Below are 20,488 nucleotides of genomic sequence, written 5' to 3' on the forward strand. Positions count from 1 at the left end.
AGGTGACGTTTCCGAGGGCCAGGAGACGCCCAGGACCAATCGACCTGCGACAGAGGGGGTCAGCGCGGACCGAACTGACGATCGCCGGCGTCACCGAGGCCGGGAACGATGAACGCGTCGTCGTTGAGACCGTCGTCGATGCTCGCGGCGACCAGTCGCACCGGCAGACCCGAGCTTTCCAGCGCGGCAACCCCTTCCGGAGCGGCAACGACACAGATGGCCGTGACGTCCGCTGCGCCGCGGCCCACGAGAAGTTCGATCGTGTGGACCATCGAGCCACCGGTGGCCAGCATCGGGTCCAGTACGTACACCGGAGTCTGCGACAGATCCTCGGGCAGGGACTCCATGTACGGAACGGGCTGATGCGTCTGCTCGTCCCGGGCCATTCCGACGAAACCGACGCGCGACTGCGGGATCAGGCTGCTCGCCTTTTCGACCATGCCCAGACCCGCTCGCAGCACGGGGACGAGCAACGGCGGGCGAGCCAATCTGGTGCCCTCGGTCACCGCTACCGGAGTCCGAACCTCGAAGGTGTCGATGTCTGCGTCGCGGGTGGCCTCGTAGACCAGCATGTTGGTGAGCTGACGCAGAGCCGATCGGAACGTGGCGTTGTCACTGCGCTCGTCGCGCATCGTCGTGAGCAGGGCTGCGGCCAGTGGGTGGTCGACCACGTGTGTTTCCATACCGTCAAGAATAGGACCTCGGGGGTTGGGTTCACGGGGTGGCACGGATCGGCAAGCCAGGGGAACCGAATCGAGTGCGTCCGCGTCGAACCAAGTGGGCGTCGCACTCGGCGACCGTGACCGAACGCATCTTCAGGGGGCACTGATGGCCGAACTCGTCGTCGACAACGAGGGGGTGCTCGCATACAGCGCGGTGGCGTCGACCATGGCCGAACAGATCGCCGCAGCGGGCGCTGCCGCCGCTGCCTGCGGTCCCGCTGTGCTGGCACCGGTCTTCGGCCTGATCGGCCAGGAATTTCTCGGTGCCGTCTCCGGCACCCATCTGGCGCACACCGATGCGGTGGTGCGGTTGGCGGGAGCGGTGGCCAGCATCGGTTCTGCCGCCACCGCATCTGCGGTCTCGTATGCCCTCACCGACGCCGGCACCGGTGCCACAGTCGCGGCCTCGGGTGCCGCAATCAGGCCGGACGCTCGGTAGCGGCCGTGATAGATCTGCTGGCGCGACCCATCGTCGATCTGCTCGGAGCCTTCGGAAACGGAACACTGCCGAGCGGAGGCCCCGCCGACGTACTACGCATGTCCTCGGCGGCCATCGACGCAGCGCAGAAACTCGGCCGGGTTGCCATCACCGAGCTCGCCACCGATTGGAACGGTGACGCCGCCGACGCAGCCATTCGGTATGCCGAGAACGCACACACCAGCGCTATCGCCTTGGCGGACCACGCCGAGGACATCGCTGCCGTCGTCGATCGGGCCTGTCGCGACACCAACCAGGGTTTCCTCGAACTTCAGGCAATAGTGCAGTCTTTCGTGGGCATCGCACTGGCCGCCGGGCCGGTCATCGGCACCCCGGTGGGGCAGAGCATGGTGATCTCGGCCGCTATCGAGCACCTGGAACGTGCCCTCGTGGTGGTGGCCCGCGTCCGCGCCGAACTGGCCGTGCACACAGCCGAAGTCGGCGCACTCGCCGCGCCGCCGACCGTGCCCGCGCCCGTGGGATCCGGACCTCCTCCTGCCTCCGGCTCGCCCAGGAATCTCATGACCTCACCTGCGACCTCGCAGGTGATCGAGGCCGGTGAGAAGCTGGCGAGAACTTTTGCGCAGTCCGTCTCTTCTCCTGCTGTCTCTTCTCCTGGTACCGCGGCCGAGTCGCCGAGTATCGGCGGTGCACAGAACTACCTTGGCAGTCCGGGAAGCGAGACCTCCCGAACCGCCGAGAGCACCGACCGAGGAGTCTCGATACGGCTACCCGACGGCAGTATCGTCACCGCGCCCAACGCCGAGGCCGCCGGAGCCGTCCGCAGTGCACTGACGCAACAGGGCGTGCCTTACGCCTGGGGCGGCACGACACCGGGCAGCGGGCTCGACTGCAGCGGATTGACGCAGTGGGCGTACGCGCAGCAGGGCGTCGAGATCCCCCGCCTGGCTCAGGATCAGGACATCGGTTCGGCTGTCACAGCGGGTGAGGTGATGCCCGGCGACCTCGCGGTCTGGGACGGGCATGTGGCCATGGTGATCGGCAATGGCCAGCTCGTGGAGGCCGGGGACCCGGTACAGGTCGGACCGATCAGAACGACCAACAGCGGGATGGGCTTCAAGGGCTTCTTCCGTCCAACCGAATGAGAGCCGGACCGAATGAGAGACAGGCAATGAACGACTCGATCCCCACCGTCGTCAGTGCGGTATCGGGGACCCGATCCGGATCGGTGACGGTGCGCGCAACCGAGCACGGGCTACCGATCGCGATCGCCATCGACGAGCGCGAAATGCGTTACGGTGGAAGCTCATTGGCAGCGAATATTCTGCAGCACTGTGAGCGGGCCACCGCCGCAGCCCGCGCCGAGCGCCGCACATTGCTGGCCGAGGACGGTGTCCCGGTGGACGTTCTCGATCGCCTCGGACTGCCTACGAGCGCCCAGGTTGCCGCCGACGCCAACAAGGACTTGGCCGAGGACTTCGCCCCCACCAGTTGGTTGAAGCAGGTATGACGCCCGCCCACGCCACCGCCCTCGATGCTCTGGTCGGCGCCGCTCGAGAACGGTTGGATGCGCTGCACGAGGCCAACGAGCGCCTGGACGGCATCAGAGTTCGCCTCACCTCGCCGGACGGGCTGGTGACCGTCGTGGCCGATGGATCGGGCGCGATGGTCGAACTCGAACTCGCCGAGAATCTCGGATCGGTTGCCGCACACGCACTCGCGTCGACGATCACCGCAGTGGCCGCTCAGGCCGCCGCTGCGGCGCTCGACCAGCGCGAGGCGATCCTGCAAAGTCTGCAGGGTTCGTTCACAGACTCCTGAGATAGGCTTCGCGCCATGGCTGGAGACATCATCCCGATCGAACTCGGTCTCACCGCTGGTGACTTCTCGACACTGTGGGCACCGGAGTGGCGAGAAGGCGACGACGAGTGGGAGGCATTCCTCGGACACGAGGACGATCTGTACGGATTCTCGACCGTCGCAGAGCTCGCGGCATTCGTCAGGTCCGACGACGACAACGATCTCGTCGACCATCCCTCGTGGACGACGGTCTCCGCGCTGGCGGCGCACGAGCTCGAGCCCGAGGATATGCATCGCTTCGATCTGGTGGCGGTGCCTGAACTGGTCGCCTCGGACCCCGAAGCCGATGTCCTCGCCGAACTGCAAGGAACTTTCGGCATCGTGTCCGCCATCGGCGATGTGTGCGAACTGCGTCCGATCACAAGCTTTTTCGGTAGCAATTCCTTCGTCGGCGCGGTCGGCGGAGGCGTCGAGAACTTCCTCGGGCGCGAGGGAACCGAGTTGTGGGACCGAATCGGAGCAGCGGTCGCCAAGCACTGGGACGACGTGCTCGATGCCGTCGACGCCATCGTCACCTCCCCCGACGTCGACGCCGCGGCGGTTGCCGTCGCCGAAGCCGAGCTCACCGCGGCGGCCGAGAATGCCGTCGACGTCGACGATGCGACGGACGACGCCGATTCGGACGACGAGGACGATTCCGACGAGGACGAGGACGAGGACGACATCGAGGACGTCGATCGTGATCCGATCGCTGCGGCCGCTGCCGAAGAGACGTTCTGGACCACCGTCGGTATCGATCCGATTCGGATCATCACCTCGGACGACACGGTCTACACCTTGCGCTGCTATCTCGGCGACAAGCCGGTGTTCCTGGGGCGCGGCGGCGCTATCAGCGTGTTCGGCTCCGAGCGGGCACTGGCCCGGTATCTCGCCGACGATCACGACCATGATCTCGCGCAGGTCAGCACGTTCTCCGACATCCAGACCGCCGCCATCGACGGCTCTCTCGATATCCAGATCACCGACGACAACGTGTACGTGCTGCCGGGATTGGCCGATGATCTCGCCGAAGGCCCCACCGAAGTCGATGCCGACCAGCTGGACCTGGCCGTCGAATTGTTCACCGATGCAGCCGATTTCGCCGGCGACAACTCGGTCGAGGAGGCGCTCGCCACATCGACTCCGTTGGGCTGGTACGTCTCCTACACCCTCGAACCGACTCCGGATCGGCTCGCGCCGAGCGCGCCGTTCGCCGTGGAGGCCGAGGCATGGCGCGCGCTCGAGCGCGAGTTCGAGAGCCGTCTACGCAAGAAGTAGCGCCGGTCGCGCGTTCGAGGTCAGCCGATCAGGACGGCGTACCCGGGCTTGATGATGTCGTCGATCAGCGCCAGCCGCTCGTCGAACGGCAGGAAGGCGGATTTCATCGCGTTGATGGTGAACCGCTCGAGGTCACTCCACCCGTAGCCGAAGGTCTCGACGAGCTTGACCATCTCGCGGCTCATCGACGTATCGCTCATCAGTCGATTGTCGGTGTTCACGGTGACCCGGAAGCGTAGTCGCGCGAGCAGATCGAACGGGTGGGTCGCCAAGGACTCGACGGCACCGGTCTGCACGTTGGAGCTCGGGCAGAGCTCGAGCGGCATCCGCGTGTCACGCACGTAGGCGGCCAGCAAGCCGAGTTCAGGGGTGCCGTCGGCGCCGAGGGTGATGTCGTCGGTGATTCGAACCCCGTGACCGAGCCTGTCTGTACCGCAGAACGCCACCGCTTCCTGAATCGACGGCAGACCGAACGCCTCTCCGGCATGAATGGTGAAATGGGCGTTGCTCGCCCGCATGTACTCGAAGGCGTCGAGATGTCGGCTGGGAGGAAAGCCCGCTTCGGCACCGGCGATGTCGAACCCGACCACCCCGCGATCGCGGAACCGAACCGTCAACTCGGCGATCTCGCGCGACCGGGCAGCATGTCGCATCGCGGTGAGCAAGGTGCCGATCGTGATGCTCTTGCCTCGTACCGCGGCCGCGGAGATTCCTGCCTCGAATCCTGCGAGGGTATGGGTGACGACCTCGTCGAGGGTCAGGCCGCGTTCGAGATGTTGTTCGGGCGCGAAGCGTACTTCGGCGTACACGACGCCGTCGTCGGCGAGATCCTCGGCGCATTCGCGCGCCACCCGGAACAGTCCCTCCGGAGTCTGCATCACAGCCACGGTGTGCGCGAACGTCTCGAGGTAGCGCACGAGCGAGCCGCTGTCCGCGGACTCGCGAAACCACGCGCCCAATGCCGGGCCGTCGGTGGCGGGGAGGTCGTCGTAGCCGCACTCCTCGGCCAGTTCCAGCACGGTCTGGGGGCGTAGGCCGCCGTCGAGGTGGTCGTGCAGCAACGCCTTCGGAGCGGTCCTGATCGACGGGAGATCGAGTGGCGCACTGCCACCGATCGAGGACTGGATGTTCTCCGTGGTGCTCATGTGTCGACGGTATCGTGCAGTCCGCGCGCACGCGCGTCTGCCGGAATCCCTCGGCGAGTCCGCGGATTCCCGCGAACAGCGCCATTTCTGCGACCCATTTCGTTGCATTGTTACTCAGAGGAAAACAAATCCGTCGATACACCGCATTTTCGCGACGGAAATCGTAGTCTTCATCCACTGCACTCGACCGTTTCTGTCGGGCACCCTCCGACGCACTCGGTCGACTCGAACCTCGGAGAGACCTATGTCCACTGCGGAACCGCCGAACACCATTGCCGGTAAAGGACTCAACACCGGAGCTCTCGGGTTGGTCGGCAACATCGTCATCGGGTTGTCGGCGGTCGCCCCGGCCTACAGCCTTGCGGCCACCCTCGGGTACGTCGTCCTCGCCGTCGGGGACAAAGCGCCCTCGATGTTTCTCGTTGCTTTCGTTCCGATGCTGCTCACCGCGTTCGCCTACCGTGAACTCGGTCGCGATACGCCGGACTGCGGAACGTCCTTCACCTGGGGCACCAAGGCGTTCGGCCCCTGGGTCGGTTGGATGGCGGGGTGGGGGCTGGCCGTGTCGGCCATCATCGTGCTCGCAAATGTCGCCGAGATCGCTGCCATCTACCTGTTCGAGTTTCTGGGACTGTCGGGGTTGGCGGAGTCCACCGCGGCCAAGGTGGCCCTCGGCTCGTTCTTCATCGCCTCGATGACCTACGTCAGTTTTCGCGGCATCCTGATCAGCGAACGCATGCAGAACGTACTGATCTTCGTGCAGTTCGCGGTGCTCATCGGCGTGTCGGTGACGGCGCTGGTCAAAGTGGGGACCGGCACCGCAGGGCCGCAGGCCATCACGCCGCAGCTCAGTTGGTTGGTGCCGACAGGGGTGACGATGTCCGACGCGGCACAGGCCATCATCCTGTGCATCTTCATCTACTGGGGATGGGACGCCTGCCTGGCCGTCGGCGAGGAAACCAAGGATTCGGAGAAGACCCCGGGACGCGCCGCGGTGATGACCACGCTCATTCTGGTCGCGACATACGTGCTCGTCGGATACGCCGTGCAGTCCTTTGCCGGCTTCGGCGATACCGGGATCGGGCTGAACAATCCGGACAACGTCGACGATGTGCTCAGCATTCTCGGCGATCCGGTCGCCGGATCGATCGCCGCGTCGCTGTTGTTGTTGACGGTCTCCATCTCGGCACTGTCCTCGACACAGACGACCATCCTGCCCACCGCCCGTGGCACGCTGTCGATGGCCGTCTACGAAGCAATCCCGAAGCGCTTCGCCAGCGTGCACCCCAAATACATGACGCCCGGCTTCGGCACGCTGGTGATGGGTGCCGCAGCCCTGATGTTCTATCTGGTACTCACCTTCGTCAGTGCCAACGCGCTGCAGGATTCGGTGGCATCTCTCGGTCTCGCGGTGGCCTTCTACTACGGCATCACTGCATACGCATGCACCTGGTACTTCCGCCGGACCTTGTTCTCCTCCGCCCGAAACCTGTTCATGCGCGGCATCTTTCCTCTTCTCGGCGGACTGTCCATGACGTGGGCGTTCGTGCAGAGCGCAGTGGACATGATCAAACCCGACTACGGCTACACCGTCTACGGACCGATCGGCGGTGTGTTCGTCCTCGGTGTCGGCATGCTGGTACTCGGCATTCCGCTGATGTTGCTGTGCTTCGTGGGCAACCGGGACTTCTTCCAAGGCAAGACACTCACCGCGTCCACCGAAGTCAAGGTTCCGGACACTTACTAGAAGAGAAGGACCGCACCTGATGAAGATCACCGTCGGCTACCTCGCCACTCCCAGCGGCGACGACGGCGTAGCCCTGGCCACCGCCCTCGCCCGTGCGCTCGACGCCTCCATCGACATCGTGCTGGTCATGTCGGTCGACGACCCTGTCATGGAAGGAAGCGGGCCGTACCGGAAAGTTCTCCACGCCCAGGCGCGAGGCTGGTTGGACGACGCAGCCGCCCAGGTGCCGTCGGGCATCGAGGTGACCACGCACGTGCTCACCGACGAGTCGTTCGCTCGCGCCCTGATCGACTTCGCGGTGAACACCGATGCCGACATGATCGTCGTCGGCGGTGCCGGTGACGGCCTGCTGAACCGGCACTCGATCGGGTCGGTCGCCAGTCAACTGCTGCATGCGTCGCAGGTGCCGCTGGCACTTGCCCCTCGGGGCTACCGGCTCTCGAATGCACCGGTCACCGACCTGACCGTAGCCGTCCCCACTCGGGACTCCGCCTCCAATCCGCTGCCTTTCGCCATCACTCTTGCCAGCGCGGCGCACGTGCCGGTGCGGTTGGTGTCACTGGTCTCGCTCGAGTCGACCGCCGCACCGAGTGACGAGACAGCGCTGGACACCCGGCGACGACAGGTCGCTGCCGCGCAGCACAATCTCGATCTCGCAGTGCGCAGTCTCCCCGATATCGAGGGACTGCAGTCGGTGGTCGCCGACGGGTCGACGCTGGACGAGGCGATGGGAAATCTCGAATGGTCGCCGGGCGATGTGCTGTTCCTCGGCTCGAGTGGACTGGCAGCTCCCAAGCGGGTGTTTCTCGGATCGAGTGCAGCGAAAATTCTGCGGGCCGCTCCGGTGCCGGTGGTCGTCGTTCCGCACGATTAGAGCGGCTTCGCCGCACGTGAGCAGAAGCTCGTAGCAGAGGTCGAGTTTCCGTGCACGTGCGGCGCGGCCGCTCTAACTGTCGAAGCCGAGACCCATCACATCCATCCCCTTGAGCCACAGACTTTTTCGGCCACCGTTGCGATCGGCTCGGGCGAGCTCTGCGCGAGTGATGTTGATGCCGATCGACTTGAAAGGCTCGGGCGGGAACGGCAGTGGCATGCTGCGCACCATGTTCAGGCGTGTCCGGTCGGTGTCCTTGCCATCGAGCAGATCGAGGGCGGTGCGGGCCCCGAAGTGCGACGCGCCGACGCCGAGTCCGGTGAACCCGGCCACCGAGGCCACCCGTCCGTTCATGCCGAGATCCCAGAACGCGCTGAACCGCGAGCAGGTATCGATCGTTCCGCCCCAGGCATGGGTGGCGCGGATGCCTTCGAGGCTCGGGAACATCTGCAGCAGGTGTTCGGCGAGCAATGCGAATTCTTCGGGATGTTGGGTTCGGCGTGGGTCTGTGTCACTGCCGTAGAAGTAGTGCGCGTCCCAGCCGCCGAACAGGATGCGGTCGTCTGCCGTCAACCGGAAGTAGTGGAATCTGTTGCCGGAATCGGCCAACCCTTCGCGGCCGGACCAGCCGATGTCGGCGAGCTGCGAGGGCGTCAGCGGCTCGGTCATGATCACGTAGTCCCACACCGGAACGATCCAATGGCGGAGTTTGCGGCGCAACGATTTCGATGCCGAAGTGGCCAGCAGCACCTTGGCGGCCTCGATCGTGCCGTAGCCCGTCTTCACTCGAATTCCGTTGCCGGACTTGCCGATCGACAGCGCTCGGGTGTTCTCGTGAAAGTGAACGCCGAGCGACTCGGCCGCATCGGCCAGGCCCCAGGCCAACTTGGCCGGGTCGATCATCGCGACATCTGGATCGAAGAGTGCACCGCGCACCATCGGTGAGGTGATCCGGGACTGCGCCGCGGCCGCGTCGAGGTACTTCATCGGCTGCGACAACCGCTCGGCCTCGACGGCGAGTTCCTGCAGTTCGCCGACCTGCCAGTCGAAGTTGGCGATATCGAGCTCCCCGGTGCGCTCGATATCGGCGTCGATCCCGTACCTGGCCGCGGTCGCGCAGATCGCATCGAGTGTCTCGGTTCCCATGCGTAGCAGCTCAGGAAGCTCGTCGGCGTAGCGATCGAGCCCGTTCCCGAACCCATGGGTCAGGCTGGCGGCGCAGAATCCGCCGTTACGTCCGCTCGCGCCGTCGGCGATGCGGGCACCCTCGAGTACCACGATCGATCGGTCCGGGTTCTCCTCGGCCGCGTGCAGTGCCGCCCAGAGGCCGGTGAAGCCGCCGCCGACGATCACCAGATCCGCCGAAGTCGAGCCGGTGTGCCGGGTCCGCGGTGCGGGGCGTTCGGGACGGTCGAGCCAGTAGGACTCCGGCTGTGCGTTCGCCACCATCGCCACGCCGCGAGCGGTGGGTGCGGTTGCCCATACCCCACTCATCGGACGCCCTCCTCGACGTCGGGACCGGCCGCAGCGAACACCGTTCGATGCCAGGCCTTTCGGGCCACACCCGTGATGTCGGTCATGACATGTTTGACGGTGAGGTATTCGTCGAGCGAATAGCTCGACATGTCCTTGCCGAATCCCGACGCACCGAACCCGCCGTGCGGCATCTCGCTGATGATCGGGATGTGATCGTTGATCCACACGCACCCTGCCGCGATCTCTCGCGTCGCCCGGCCCGCGCGGTACACGTCCCGGGTCCAGGCCGAGGCAGCGAGACCGAACTCGGTGTCGTTGGCGCGCCGGATCGCATCGTCGTCCCCGTGGTGCTTCGACACCGTGAGCACCGGACCGAACACCTCCTCGCGATAGATCTCGTCCTGCTCTCCGACATCGGCGATCAGAGTAGGTGGGTAGAAGGCGCCAGAGCCCGCCGGGACGCGACCTCCGGTGACGATCCTGGCTCCGCTGTCGCGAGCGCGATCCACCATCGCCGCCACCCGATCTCGGTGTGCAATGGAGATCAGCGAGCCCATGTCGGTTGCCGGATCGGTCGGGTCTCCCACGACGACGCGGTCCATCAACTCGGCGACTCCGGCGACGAAATCGTCGTACAGGGATTCGGCAACGATGGCGCGAGTGGCGGCCGTGCAGTCCTGACCGCCGTTGATCAACGACCCCGCGACGGCTCCGTGGATGGCGGCCTCGAGGTCTGCGTCCTCGAACACCACCAGCGGTGCCTTGCCGCCGAGCTCGAGCTGCACCCGCGTGCCGTGCTCGGCGGCCTGGGCCATGACGCGCCTGCCGACGGGAGTGGAACCGGTGAAGGTCATCAGGTCAAGGGACGCATGCGAGGACAGCGCGACGCCTGCGTCGATCCCGGTTCCGGTGACGACGTTGAAGACCCCGTCGGGCACGCCTGCTTCGGTGGCCAAGCGCGCCAACCGCAAGGTGGTGAGCGGGGTGAGTTCGCTGGGCTTGAGGACGATTGCGCACCCGGCCGCCAGCGCGGGCATCGCCTTCCACACCGCCATCTGCAGCGGGTAGTTCCACGGGGTGATCGACCCGACCACTCCGACGGCGTCGCGGCGAACGGCGGAGGTGTGCTCACCGGAGTACTCAGCTGCGGCCTTGCCGTCCAGGTGCCGCGCCGCTCCGGCGAAGAACTCGATGTTGTCGATGCTGCCCGGAACGTCGAATTCCGTCGCCAGCCGGATTGCCTTACCGGTCTGCGCCACTTCTTCCGCTGCGAAGTTCTCGGCCTCGGAGGCGACCAGCCGAGCCAGTTCCGCCAGTACCGTACTGCGGTGCGCGGGCGTGGCGGTGGACCAACTCGACAGGGCCGAACGCGCCTGGGCGAGCGCTGAATCGACATCGTCAGCCGTAGCCAGACCGAGCTCGGCGACGACAGCGCCGGTCGCTGGATCGTCGACTGCATATCGCTGACCACTGCCGTCGACCGCGCGTCCAGCGATCCAACATCCGGGTATTTTCGCCATGCCTGCACAGTACCGGCCAGTCCACTGATTCTCTCGTTTTTCGGCACTTGAACAACTGATTCTGTTGTACAGGTCGACAATCAATACGTTTTTCATCGTCGAAGGGTTGTGTTTTCCACCGGGACAGTGACAAGATCGACCCATGCCCGAGCAACCGCCCATCGCACTCGACGACGTCTCGAAGGCGATCATCGAACAACTTCAGGAGGACGGGCGTCGCTCCTACGCCGCCATCGGCAAAGCCGTCGGACTCTCGGAAGCGGCTGTCCGCCAACGAGTTCAGCGCCTGACGGACTCCGGCGTCATGCAGATCGTCGCGGTGACCGATCCGGTGCAGGTCGGATTCGAGCGACAGGCCATGATCGGCATCAAATGCACCGGCGACAGTTACGCGCTGTCCGAGGAGTTGTCGGCGATCGACGCCATCGACTACGTGGTCCTCACCGCAGGCTCGTTCGACGTCGTCGTGGAAGTGGTGTGCGAGAACGACGAACAACTGCTGCAGATCCTGAACAAACAGATCCGAAGTCTCGACGGTGTCACCAGCACCGAAACGCTGGTCTATCTCAAACTCGTGAAGCAGCAATACAATTGGGGAACCCGATGACAAGAACGACCGCCGAACTCGACGCCTCCGCAGCCAAGCATCTGTGGGGCCACTTCACTCGCCACGGGGCAGGGATCACTCCCCCGATCATCACCCGCGGTGAGGGCTCGACCATCTGGGACTCCAACGGCAAGAGCTACATCGACGGTCTCTCCGGCCTGTTCGTGGTGCAGGTGGGACACGGCCGTGACGAATTGGCCGAGGCTGCCGCGAAGCAGGCGAAGGAGTTGGCGTTCTTCCCGTTGTGGTCGTACGTCACCGAACCTGCGATCGAGCTCGCCGAGCGGCTCGCCGGTTACGCCCCGGGCGATCTCAATCGCGTCTTCTTCACCACCGGCGGTGGTGAAGCGGTCGAGAGTGCATGGAAGCTCGCCAAGCAGTATTTCAAGAAGGTCGGCAAGCCCGGCAAGCACAAGGTGATCTCGCGATCGATCGCGTATCACGGCACCCCGCAGGGCGCTCTGGCCATCACCGGAATCCCTGCGCTCAAGGAACCTTTCGAGCCGCTGACTCCCGGCGCGTTCCGAGTGCCCAACACCAACATCTACCGCGCCGCCGCGCCCCTGGACACCGATCCGAAGGCGTTCGGAATCTGGGCTGCGGACCGGATCGCGGAGGCCATCGAATTCGAGGGACCGGATACGGTTGCCGCAGTGTTCCTCGAGCCGGTTCAGAACGCAGGCGGCTGCTTCCCTCCCCCGCCCGGATACTTCGAGCGGGTCCGTGAAATCTGCGACCGCTACGACGTTCTGCTCGTCTCCGACGAGGTCATCTGCGCTTTCGGTCGGATCGGATCGATGTTCGCCTGTAGCGACTTCGGCTACGTAACGGACATCATCACGTGCGCGAAGGGGATGACCTCGGGCTACTCACCCATCGGCGCAATGATCGCCTCCGACAAGCTCTTCGAGCCGTTCGACGACGGCACCTCGAGCTTCGCGCACGGTTACACCTTCGGCGGCCATCCCGTCTCCGCTGCCGTTGCCCTGGCCAATCTCGACATCTTCGAGCGCGAGGGCATCAACGCGCACGTCGCGGAGACCGCACCGGCATTCCGCGCGACACTCGAGAAACTGCACGACCTGCCGATCGTCGGTGACGTGCGCGGCGAGGGATTCTTCTACGGTATCGAGCTGGTGAAGGACAAGACCACGAAGGAGACGTTCAGCGACGCCGAATCGGAACGCATCCTGCGAGGCTTCCTGTCCACCGCCCTGTTCGACGCCGGGCTGTACTGCCGCGCCGACGACCGCGGCGACCCGGTGGTGCAGCTGGCGCCGCCGCTGATCTGCGGGCAGAAGGAGTTCGACGACATGGAACAGATTCTGCGCGGCGTACTGACCGAGGCGGGCAACCTGATCTGAGTCGCTACTGCCCGATGCGGTCGATCACGAGAGGTCGCACCTGGGGGGCCGTGGCACCGATCTCCCAGGTGGTCTCCAGGGCCTGTTGCGCATACTCGAACCGCTCGGGGGTATCGGTGTAGAGCGTCGCCAGCCGGTCGCCGGCTCGCACTCGATCGCCGGGCTTGGCATGCAACCGCACACCGGCTGCACTCTGCACCGGTTCGCCCTGCCGCTCGCGGCCTGCCCCGAGCCGCCACGCCGCAAGTCCGACGCCCATCGCGTCCACGCCCGTGACGACGCCGTCCGTGGTTGCGGTGAAGTCCTGACTCTCACGGGCAGTCGGCAGTGCGGCATCGGGGTCGCCGCCCTGCGCGGCGATCATCGTCCGCCACCGGTCCATCGCCGAACCGTCGGCGAGCTTGTCGGCCGGGTCGATGCCCTCGATGCCTGCTGCTGCGAGCATCGTTCGTGCCAGCGTGATCGTCAGCTCCACGATGTCGGCGGGACCGCCTCCGGCGAGGACCTCGACCGACTCCTGCACTTCGAGCGCGTTGCCCGCCGTGAGTCCGAGCGGGGTGTCCATCGCTGTCAGCACCGCCAGAGTGCGCACGCCGGCATCGGTTCCGAGCTCGACCATCGCGGTGGCGAGTTCGCGCGCGTCCTCGACGTTCTTCATGAACGCACCGGCACCGACCTTGACGTCCAACACCAGTGCGCCGGTGCCCTCGGCGATCTTCTTGCTCATGATCGAGCTGGCGATCAACGGGATCGACTCGACGGTTCCGGTGACATCGCGCAGGGCGTAGAGCTTCTTGTCGGCCGGAGCCAGATCCGCACCGGCGGCGCACACCACCGCACCGACCGCCGGATCGGCCAGTATGCGGTGCATCTGTTCGCCGGTGAGATCTGCTCGCCACCCGGGGATGGACTCGAGCTTGTCGAGCGTTCCTCCGGTGTGGCCGAGCCCTCGACCCGACAACTGTGGAACTGCCGCTCCGCACGCGGCGACGAGGGGAGCAAGTGGCAACGTGATCTTGTCTCCCACCCCACCCGTCGAGTGCTTGTCGACGGTGGGCAGCGGCAACGTGGAGAAGTCCATTCGCGAACCCGACGCGATCATCGCGTCGGTCCACGTACCGAGCTCCCGACGGGACAGCCCGCGCAACAGGATTGCCATCGCCAGTGCCGACATCTGTTCCGGTGCGACAGTTCCGCGGGTGAACTCCGCGATCACCCACTGGATCTGCTCGTCGTCGAGAACGCGACCGTCGCGCTTGGCGCTGATGATCGATACTGCGTCAGGCATGGTTGTTCACGCGTCCTTCGTCGAGGTTGTCGGGACCGAATGCGTCCGGGAGCAACTCTGCCAGTCGACGTGGTCCCGAGGTGGTGTCGACGAGCAGGTCCGGGCCACCGAACTCGAACAGCAGCTGCCGGCACCGACCGCACGGCATCAGGATCTCACGACGAGAATCGCAGCAGGAGAAGGCCACGAGTGTGCCACCGCCGGTGGAGTGCAGGTTCGAGACCAACCCACACTCGGCGCACAGGCCCAATCCGTATGAGACATTTTCCACATTGCACCCAGTGACTATTCGATCGTCGTCCACGAGTGCTGCCGCACCGACCGGAAAGTTCGAATAGGGGGCGTAGGCATGACGCATCGCATCATGGGCACTGTCGCGCAACGCATTCCAGTCGATTTCGTCCATGGTTCCCCATCCAATCACGCTGTCTGAATTGATGCAGAGAACTGCCCCGATCCTGGTGTCCGAATTGGGAAGGCAAACCTAATAACAAATTTCGATCGCGTACGAACCTCGAGTCGAATTAGTTCCGCGTTTCGAATGGGTTTACAGTTTCTGTCAAGCGGCTAGTACAACCAGCACTAGGGCCGAATCGCGACAAATCGAGCCAGGGCAACACCGGCTACCGGGCTCGAAGCGTCCACCAACGACGTTGGAGGCATTGCACTCGATGAGTAGCACGACGGAAGCCGCTCCGGTCAAGGAGCACAAGCGGTCCCTGTACCGCGGGGATCCGGGCATGTGGTCCTGGGTCCTACACCGAATCACAGGCGTCTTGGTTTTCTTCTTCTTGTTCGTCCATGTCCTCGACACGGCGATGGTTCGGGTCAACCCCGAAACGTACGACTCCATCATCGAGACGTACAAAACGCCCCTGGTCGGCCTGATGGAGATCGGCCTCGTCGCCGCAGTCCTCTACCACGCATTGAACGGCATTCGGGTGATGCTGGTGGATTTCTGGTCCAAGGGACCGCAGTACCAGAAGCCGATGCTGTGGGTCATCGCAATCATCTGGCTCGTCGTCATGATCCCCGGCGCGGGACGAATCTTCTACAACATGTTCACGGCGGGTGGTCACTGATGTCGACGCAGGGTCCCGAGGCCAAGGTCCTCGGCACGAACTACGACCGTCCGGCCAGCCTGGCCAACCCGCGTTCACCGCGACGCCAGAGCAAGAGCAACTTCGAGCTCTACGCATGGCTGTTCATGCGCTTCTCCGGACTGGCACTGATCGTGCTCGTGCTCGGACACATGTTCATCATGCTGATGCTCGACGACGGCGTGCACCGCATCAACTTCGCATTCGTGGCCGGCCGTTGGGCAAGCCCGTTCTGGCAGTTCTGGGATCTGACGATGCTGTGGCTCGCTCAGCTCCACGGCGGCAACGGCCTTCGCACGATCATCGCGGACTACTCGCGCAAGGATTCGACGCGATTCTGGCTGACCACGCTGCTGGTGCTGTCGATGATCCTGATCATGGGCGTCGGCACCTACGTCATCTTCACCTTCGATCCCAACATCTCGGCGAGCTAAGGACACTGACGCTTACATGCAGGAACATCGTTACGACGTACTGATCGTCGGCGCAGGCGGTGCCGGTATGCGTGCCGCGATCGAAGCGGGACCTCGCGCTCGCACGGCCGTACTGACCAAGCTCTACCCCACGCGCTCGCACACCGGTGCCGCTCAGGGCGGCATGTGCGCCGCTCTGGCCAATGTCGAAGAGGACAACTGGGAGTGGCACACGTTCGACACCGTCAAGGGCGGCGACTACCTCGCCGATCAGGATGCCGTGGAGATCATGGCCAAGGAAGCGATCGACGCCGTTCTCGATCTCGAGAAGATGGGCCTGCCGTTCAACCGCACGCCCGAGGGCAAGATCGATCAGCGACGCTTCGGTGGTCACACCCGCGATCACGGCAAGGCACCTGTGCGTCGCGCCTGCTACGCCGCCGACCGTACCGGCCACATGATTCTGCAGACGCTCTACCAGAACTGCGTCAAGCACGACGTCGAGTTCTACAACGAGTTCTATGCACTCGACCTGTGCCTGACCGAGACCGAGGACGGTCCCGTCGCCACCGGCATCATCGCGTACGAGCTCGCCACCGGCGAGTTGCACATCTTCCACGCCAAGTCGATCATCTTCGCCACGGGTGGCTCGGGCCGGATCTACAAGACCACCTCGAACGCACACACCCTCACCGGCGACGGCATGAGCATCGTCTTCCGCAAGGGACTTCCCCTGGAAGACATGGAGTTCCACCAGTTCCACCCGACCGGCCTCGCAGGTCTGGGCATCCTCATCTCCGAGGCGGTCCGCGGCGAGGGCGGCATCCTGCGCAACGAGTCGGGTGAGCGCTTCATGGAGCGTTACGCACCGACGATCAAGGACCTCGCGCCCCGCGATATCGTGGCGCGCTCGATGGTGCTCGAGGTACTGGAGGGACGCGGCGGCGGCCCCAACAAGGACTACGTCTACATCGACGTCACGCACATCCCCGAGGAAGTGCTCGACGAGAAGCTTCCCGACATCATGGAGTTCTCGCGTACCTACCTCGGCGTCGACCCCGTCAAGGAGCCGGTGCCCGTCTACCCCACGTGCCACTACGTGATGGGCGGCATCCCCACCAAGATTCACGGTGAGGTGCTCCGCAACAACACCGATACCGTTCCGGGTCTGTATGCCGCAGGCGAATGTGCCTGCGTGTCGGTGCACGGGGCCAACCGTCTCGGCACCAACTCGCTGCTCGACATCAACGTCTTCGGGCGCCGGGCCGGCATCGCAGCCGCCGAGTACGCCAACTCGGTCGACTTCACCCCGCTCCCCGAGGAGCCGGCGAAGATGGTGCAGGACTGGCTCGAGCTCATCCTCTCCGACCACGGTCACGAGCGCGCAGCCGACATCCGTTCCGAAATGCAGCAGTCGATGGACAACAACGCGTCGGTGTTCCGTACGGAGGAACGACTCGAGACTGCCCTGAAGGACGTCCGGGCCCTCAAGGAGCGGTACAACCACATCACGGTCACCGACAAGGGCAAGCGCTACAACAGCGACCTGCTCGAAGCCATCGAACTCGGCTTCCTGTTGGAGATGGCCGAGGTCACGGTGGTCGGTGCACTCAACCGTAAGGAATCGCGCGGCGGTCACGCTCGTGAGGACTACCCCGATCGCAACGACGCCGAGTACATGAAGCACACCATGGCCTACAAAGAGGGCGAAGGTCTGCTCACCGAGATTCGCCTGGATTACAAGCCGGTAATCCAAACCCGCTACGAGCCGATGGAGCGGAAGTACTGATATGAGCGCACCCACACTGGACAAGAAGTCCGAGTCCGATCTGCCTCCCGTCCCCGACGGCGCGGTGATGGTGAACCTCAAGATCGCGCGCTTCAACCCCGAGAGCGGTGAAGGCCAGCACTGGGACACCTTCCAGGTCCCCACCCTGCCAACCGACCGACTGCTCAACCTGTTGCTGTACGTGAAGGGCTACCTGGACGGCACACTGACGTTCCGCCGTTCCTGCGCACACGGTGTCTGCGGCAGTGACGCGATGCGTATCAACGGTGTCAACCGTCTCGCCTGCAAGGTGCTCATGCGCGACATGCTCCCCAAGGACTCGTCGAAGACGCTGAACATCACCATCGAGCCCATCAAGGGCCTGCCGGTGGAGAAGGATCTCATCGTCGACATGGAACCCTTCTTCGACGCGTTCCGCGCCGTGAAGCCGTTCCTGATGACGACGGGTAACGAGCCGACCCGCGAGCGGATCCAGTCCGCAGCAGACCGTGCCCGGTTCGACGACACCACCAAGTGCATCCTGTGCGCATGCTGCACCACCTCGTGCCCGGTGTACTGGAGCGACGGTAGTTACTTCGGTCCGGCCGCCATCGTCAATGCCCACCGGTTCATCTTCGACAGCCGTGACGAGGGTGCAACCGAACGTCTGGACATCCTCAACGATGTCGAGGGTGTGTGGCGGTGCCGCACCACCTTCAACTGCACCGACGCCTGCCCTCGTGGCATCCAGGTGACCAAGGCGATTCAGGAAGTCAAGCGCGCACTGCTGTTCGCTCGCTAGCACTCACTGCCCGAAAGTCGACGAGCGCCCCTTCGCGAATGCGATGGGGCGCTTGTCGTTTCACCGCTCGGACGAACGTGCGCGAATCCGTCACGCCGCGGCCGACGATGAGACTGTCGATCTGCGCGGCGAAGAATCCGATGACCCCTTCGTCCGGTGCCAGCCTCGGGCACCGCTACCGCTGGTCTACCGCTCGTGCCGGTCTCACCCTTCCCCGACGCTCAGCGACCGAGTTCCTGGGTCAGGGCAGCGAGTTCCTGGCCCCCGGCCATCTCGGTGGTGAGGTCGTCGAGTGTGATGTCGCCGCGTGCACGGTCGAGTGTCAGTCTGCCGCGGTTGAGCAGGACGAAGTGATCTCCGACGAGGTACGCGTGGTGTGGATTGTGCGTGATGAACACGACGCCGAGGCCCTTCTCCCGTGCTGCTGCGATGTAGCGCAGAACCATGCCCGACTGCTTGACTCCCAGTGCGGCGGTCGGTTCGTCGAGGATGAGAACGCGGGCACCGAAGAACATGGCGCGGGCGATGGCCACGCACTGTCGTTGTCCGCCGGAGAGGGTGCCGATCGGGGCGTCGACGTCGGGCAGATCGATGCCGATCTTGCCGAGTTCGTCGATGGTCGTTGTGCGCATGGCGTCGATATCGAGGGATTTGAGTATTCTGCCTCTGCGTAACTCCTGGCCGAGGAAGAAGTTGCGCCACACCGGCATCAGGGATACCACTGCGAGGTCCTGGTAGACCGTCGCGATGCCCTTGTCCAGCGCGTCCTTGGGCGAGCCGAAGGACGTCGGTTCGCCGTCGACGAGCAGCTGACCTTCGGACTGCCCGTGCAGTCCGGCCATGATCTTGATCAGGGTTGATTTCCCGGCACCGTTGTCGCCCAGAACACAGACGACTTCACCGGCCCCGACGCGCAGGTCGATTCCGTGCAGCGCCGCGATGTTGCCGTAGCTCTTACCCACCCCGCGCAGTTCGATGAGCGGCACCGACGCCTCGGTGGACGAGGTGTCATCGGGCGTTGAGTCAGGGGATGTCATCGTTCACCTTTTCGCCGCGAAGTTGCGGAACGAGCTGTTCGCGATCACCGCGAAGAGCAGCATCGCGCCGAGAAAGAACTTGAACCAGTCGGGATTCCACCCGGCGTAGACGATGCCCTGATTGGTCATACCGAAGATGAACGCCCCGATGAAAGCGCCGACGGCGGTTCCGTATCCGCCGGTGAGCAGGCAACCGCCGATCACGGCAGCGATGATGTAGAGGAACTCGTTGCCCACACCCTGGCCGGATTGCACCGTGTCGAACGCGAACAGCAGATGCATGCCGACGAACCAGGCACAGAAGCCGACGAACATGAACAGGCCGATCTTGACCCTCGTGACCGGGACACCGACCGCGCGTGCCGATTCCTGGTTGCCGCCGACTGCGAAGATCCAGTTGCCGATTCGGGTTCGCATCAACACCCAGGTCGCGGCCAGTGTCAGGATGATCCACCACACGACGGTGATCCGGACGGAAACTCCGAACAGTGAGAACGACGACGAGAAGACGGCCTTGGCCGAATCGAAGCCCTCCATGTCCGAAATCGACGGGGTGGCAACCTGGCCGGTGACGAGCTTGGTGACCGCGAGATCGATGCCGGTGAGCATCAGGAACGTGGCCAGCGTGATCAGGAACGACGGAATTCTGGTGCGCATCACCAGATATCCGTTGAACACACCCACCGACAGCGCCAGGATCAACGCCAATGCCGACCCGGCCCAGACGTTCAGATGCAGATTGTAGGCCAGCATCGAGGCCATCAACGAGGAGAACGTCACCGCCACACCGGTGGACAGGTCGAACTCACCGCCGATCATCAGCAGCGAGACACCGATCGCCATGATCCCGATGGTCGAGGATGCATACAGCACCGTGGTGAGGGCCTCGGGGGAACGAAACGGTGGCGCGACGATGCAGAAGAAGACGAAGATGACGATCGCACCGAAGAGGGAGCCGACCTCGGGACGAATCAACAAGCGCCGCAACGGCCTGCGCCTTGCGGCCCGCTCGTTCACCGCGACGGCGTGTGTCGGCAGAGCCGAATCGGCCGATGTGGGCATGAGGTTC

Annotated in this window: 21 protein-coding genes; 13 read left to right on the forward strand and 8 right to left on the reverse strand. The window is 64.5% G+C overall.

Annotated features, from left to right (window positions below):
- Positions 1-59 precede the first annotated feature (59 nt).
- Positions 60-683: a uracil phosphoribosyltransferase gene (upp, locus tag ACOQFP_RS23120; RefSeq protein ID WP_341244559.1), complete on the reverse strand. Its 624-nt coding sequence runs from the start codon at positions 681-683 to the stop codon at positions 60-62.
- A gap of 145 nt (positions 684-828) precedes the next feature.
- Between upp and ACOQFP_RS23125 the strand changes: the two genes are divergently transcribed.
- The 5 genes from ACOQFP_RS23125 to ACOQFP_RS23145 are packed head-to-tail and all read left to right on the forward strand — an operon-like array spanning position 829 to position 4,278.
- Positions 829-1,161: a hypothetical protein gene (locus ACOQFP_RS23125; RefSeq protein ID WP_421585672.1), complete on the forward strand. Its 333-nt coding sequence runs from the start codon at positions 829-831 to the stop codon at positions 1,159-1,161.
- Between the two features lie 5 nt (positions 1,162-1,166).
- Complete coding sequence (locus ACOQFP_RS23130) at positions 1,167-2,306, forward strand: C40 family peptidase (RefSeq protein ID WP_421585674.1); 1,140 nt, start codon at positions 1,167-1,169, stop codon at positions 2,304-2,306.
- Positions 2,307-2,332: 26 nt separating this feature from the next.
- A complete protein-coding gene (locus ACOQFP_RS23135; RefSeq protein ID WP_421585675.1) occupies positions 2,333-2,671 on the forward strand; it encodes a hypothetical protein in 339 nt (112 codons plus the stop codon).
- A complete protein-coding gene (locus ACOQFP_RS23140; protein ID WP_421585676.1) occupies positions 2,668-2,982 on the forward strand; it encodes a YbaB/EbfC family nucleoid-associated protein in 315 nt (104 codons plus the stop codon). Before ACOQFP_RS23135 ends, ACOQFP_RS23140 begins: the two co-directional genes overlap by 4 nt.
- A gap of 15 nt (positions 2,983-2,997) precedes the next feature.
- On the forward strand, positions 2,998-4,278 hold the full coding sequence (locus tag ACOQFP_RS23145) for a primosomal protein (protein WP_421585678.1): 1,281 nt from the start codon (positions 2,998-3,000) through the stop codon (positions 4,276-4,278).
- A gap of 20 nt (positions 4,279-4,298) precedes the next feature.
- Here the strand turns inward: ACOQFP_RS23145 and ACOQFP_RS23150 are convergent, their stop codons facing one another.
- Positions 4,299-5,423, reverse strand: a complete 1,125-nt coding sequence (locus ACOQFP_RS23150; RefSeq protein ID WP_206491697.1) for an adenosine deaminase — start codon at positions 5,421-5,423, stop codon at positions 4,299-4,301.
- Between the two features lie 244 nt (positions 5,424-5,667).
- On the opposite strand from ACOQFP_RS23150, the gene ACOQFP_RS23155 reads away from it, so the two are divergent.
- Positions 5,668-7,170, forward strand: coding sequence for an APC family permease (locus tag ACOQFP_RS23155; protein WP_206491699.1), 1,503 nt, complete (start codon positions 5,668-5,670; stop codon positions 7,168-7,170).
- 19 nt (positions 7,171-7,189) lie between these two features.
- Positions 7,190-8,044, forward strand: coding sequence for a universal stress protein (locus ACOQFP_RS23160; protein WP_421585679.1), 855 nt, complete (start codon positions 7,190-7,192; stop codon positions 8,042-8,044).
- Between the two features lie 72 nt (positions 8,045-8,116).
- On the opposite strand, the gene ACOQFP_RS23165 is transcribed toward ACOQFP_RS23160, so the two are convergent.
- Both ACOQFP_RS23165 and ACOQFP_RS23170 read right to left on the reverse strand, forming a co-directional pair.
- A complete protein-coding gene (locus ACOQFP_RS23165) occupies positions 8,117-9,538 on the reverse strand; it encodes an NAD(P)/FAD-dependent oxidoreductase (protein ID WP_421585680.1) in 1,422 nt (473 codons plus the stop codon).
- Positions 9,535-11,040 carry a gamma-aminobutyraldehyde dehydrogenase gene (locus ACOQFP_RS23170; RefSeq protein ID WP_206491706.1) on the reverse strand — a complete coding sequence of 502 codons (1,506 nt, stop codon included), beginning with the start codon at positions 11,038-11,040 and terminating at the stop codon, positions 9,535-9,537. Before ACOQFP_RS23170 ends, ACOQFP_RS23165 begins: the two co-directional genes overlap by 4 nt.
- A gap of 142 nt (positions 11,041-11,182) precedes the next feature.
- Here ACOQFP_RS23170 and ACOQFP_RS23175 point away from each other — a divergent pair, with 142 nt between their 5' ends.
- Positions 11,183-11,647: an Lrp/AsnC family transcriptional regulator gene (locus tag ACOQFP_RS23175; protein WP_206491708.1), complete on the forward strand. Its 465-nt coding sequence runs from the start codon at positions 11,183-11,185 to the stop codon at positions 11,645-11,647.
- A complete protein-coding gene (locus ACOQFP_RS23180; protein ID WP_421585681.1) occupies positions 11,644-13,011 on the forward strand; it encodes an aspartate aminotransferase family protein in 1,368 nt (455 codons plus the stop codon). The genes ACOQFP_RS23175 and ACOQFP_RS23180 overlap by 4 nt, the downstream gene beginning before the upstream one ends.
- 4 nt (positions 13,012-13,015) lie before the next feature.
- Here ACOQFP_RS23180 and ACOQFP_RS23185 read toward each other — a convergent pair whose 3' ends face one another.
- Both ACOQFP_RS23185 and ACOQFP_RS23190 read right to left on the reverse strand, forming a co-directional pair.
- Positions 13,016-14,299, reverse strand: a complete 1,284-nt coding sequence (locus ACOQFP_RS23185; RefSeq protein ID WP_421585682.1) for a thymidine phosphorylase — start codon at positions 14,297-14,299, stop codon at positions 13,016-13,018.
- Positions 14,292-14,705, reverse strand: a complete 414-nt coding sequence (locus ACOQFP_RS23190; RefSeq protein WP_206491714.1) for a cytidine deaminase — start codon at positions 14,703-14,705, stop codon at positions 14,292-14,294. The genes ACOQFP_RS23185 and ACOQFP_RS23190 overlap by 8 nt, the downstream gene beginning before the upstream one ends.
- A gap of 265 nt (positions 14,706-14,970) precedes the next feature.
- On the opposite strand from ACOQFP_RS23190, the gene sdhC reads away from it, so the two are divergent.
- Genes sdhC through ACOQFP_RS23210 form a run of 4 tightly spaced genes read left to right on the forward strand, consistent with a single transcriptional unit; the run spans position 14,971 to position 18,382 of the window.
- Complete coding sequence (sdhC, locus tag ACOQFP_RS23195; protein WP_206491715.1) at positions 14,971-15,381, forward strand: succinate dehydrogenase, cytochrome b556 subunit; 411 nt, start codon at positions 14,971-14,973, stop codon at positions 15,379-15,381.
- Positions 15,381-15,833: a succinate dehydrogenase hydrophobic membrane anchor subunit gene (locus ACOQFP_RS23200; protein WP_206491716.1), complete on the forward strand. Its 453-nt coding sequence runs from the start codon at positions 15,381-15,383 to the stop codon at positions 15,831-15,833. Before sdhC ends, ACOQFP_RS23200 begins: the two co-directional genes overlap by 1 nt.
- Before the next feature lie 16 nt (positions 15,834-15,849).
- On the forward strand, positions 15,850-17,601 hold the full coding sequence (gene sdhA, locus ACOQFP_RS23205) for a succinate dehydrogenase flavoprotein subunit (protein WP_206491717.1): 1,752 nt from the start codon (positions 15,850-15,852) through the stop codon (positions 17,599-17,601).
- 1 nt (position 17,602) lies between these two features.
- Entirely contained in the window at positions 17,603-18,382 is a 780-nt protein-coding gene (locus ACOQFP_RS23210; protein WP_206491719.1) for a succinate dehydrogenase iron-sulfur subunit, read from the forward strand.
- A 221-nt stretch (positions 18,383-18,603) separates the two neighbouring features.
- On the opposite strand, the gene ACOQFP_RS23215 is transcribed toward ACOQFP_RS23210, so the two are convergent.
- Positions 18,604-19,419: an ATP-binding cassette domain-containing protein gene (locus ACOQFP_RS23215; RefSeq protein WP_421585684.1), complete on the reverse strand. Its 816-nt coding sequence runs from the start codon at positions 19,417-19,419 to the stop codon at positions 18,604-18,606.
- Between the two features lie 3 nt (positions 19,420-19,422).
- A complete protein-coding gene (locus tag ACOQFP_RS23220) occupies positions 19,423-20,481 on the reverse strand; it encodes an ABC transporter permease (protein ID WP_206491723.1) in 1,059 nt (352 codons plus the stop codon).
- Between the last annotated feature and the right edge of the window lie 7 nt (positions 20,482-20,488).

The organism is Rhodococcus sp. MALMAid1271 (assembly GCF_049195265.1).
GTDB lineage: Bacteria > Actinomycetota > Actinomycetes > Mycobacteriales > Mycobacteriaceae > Rhodococcoides.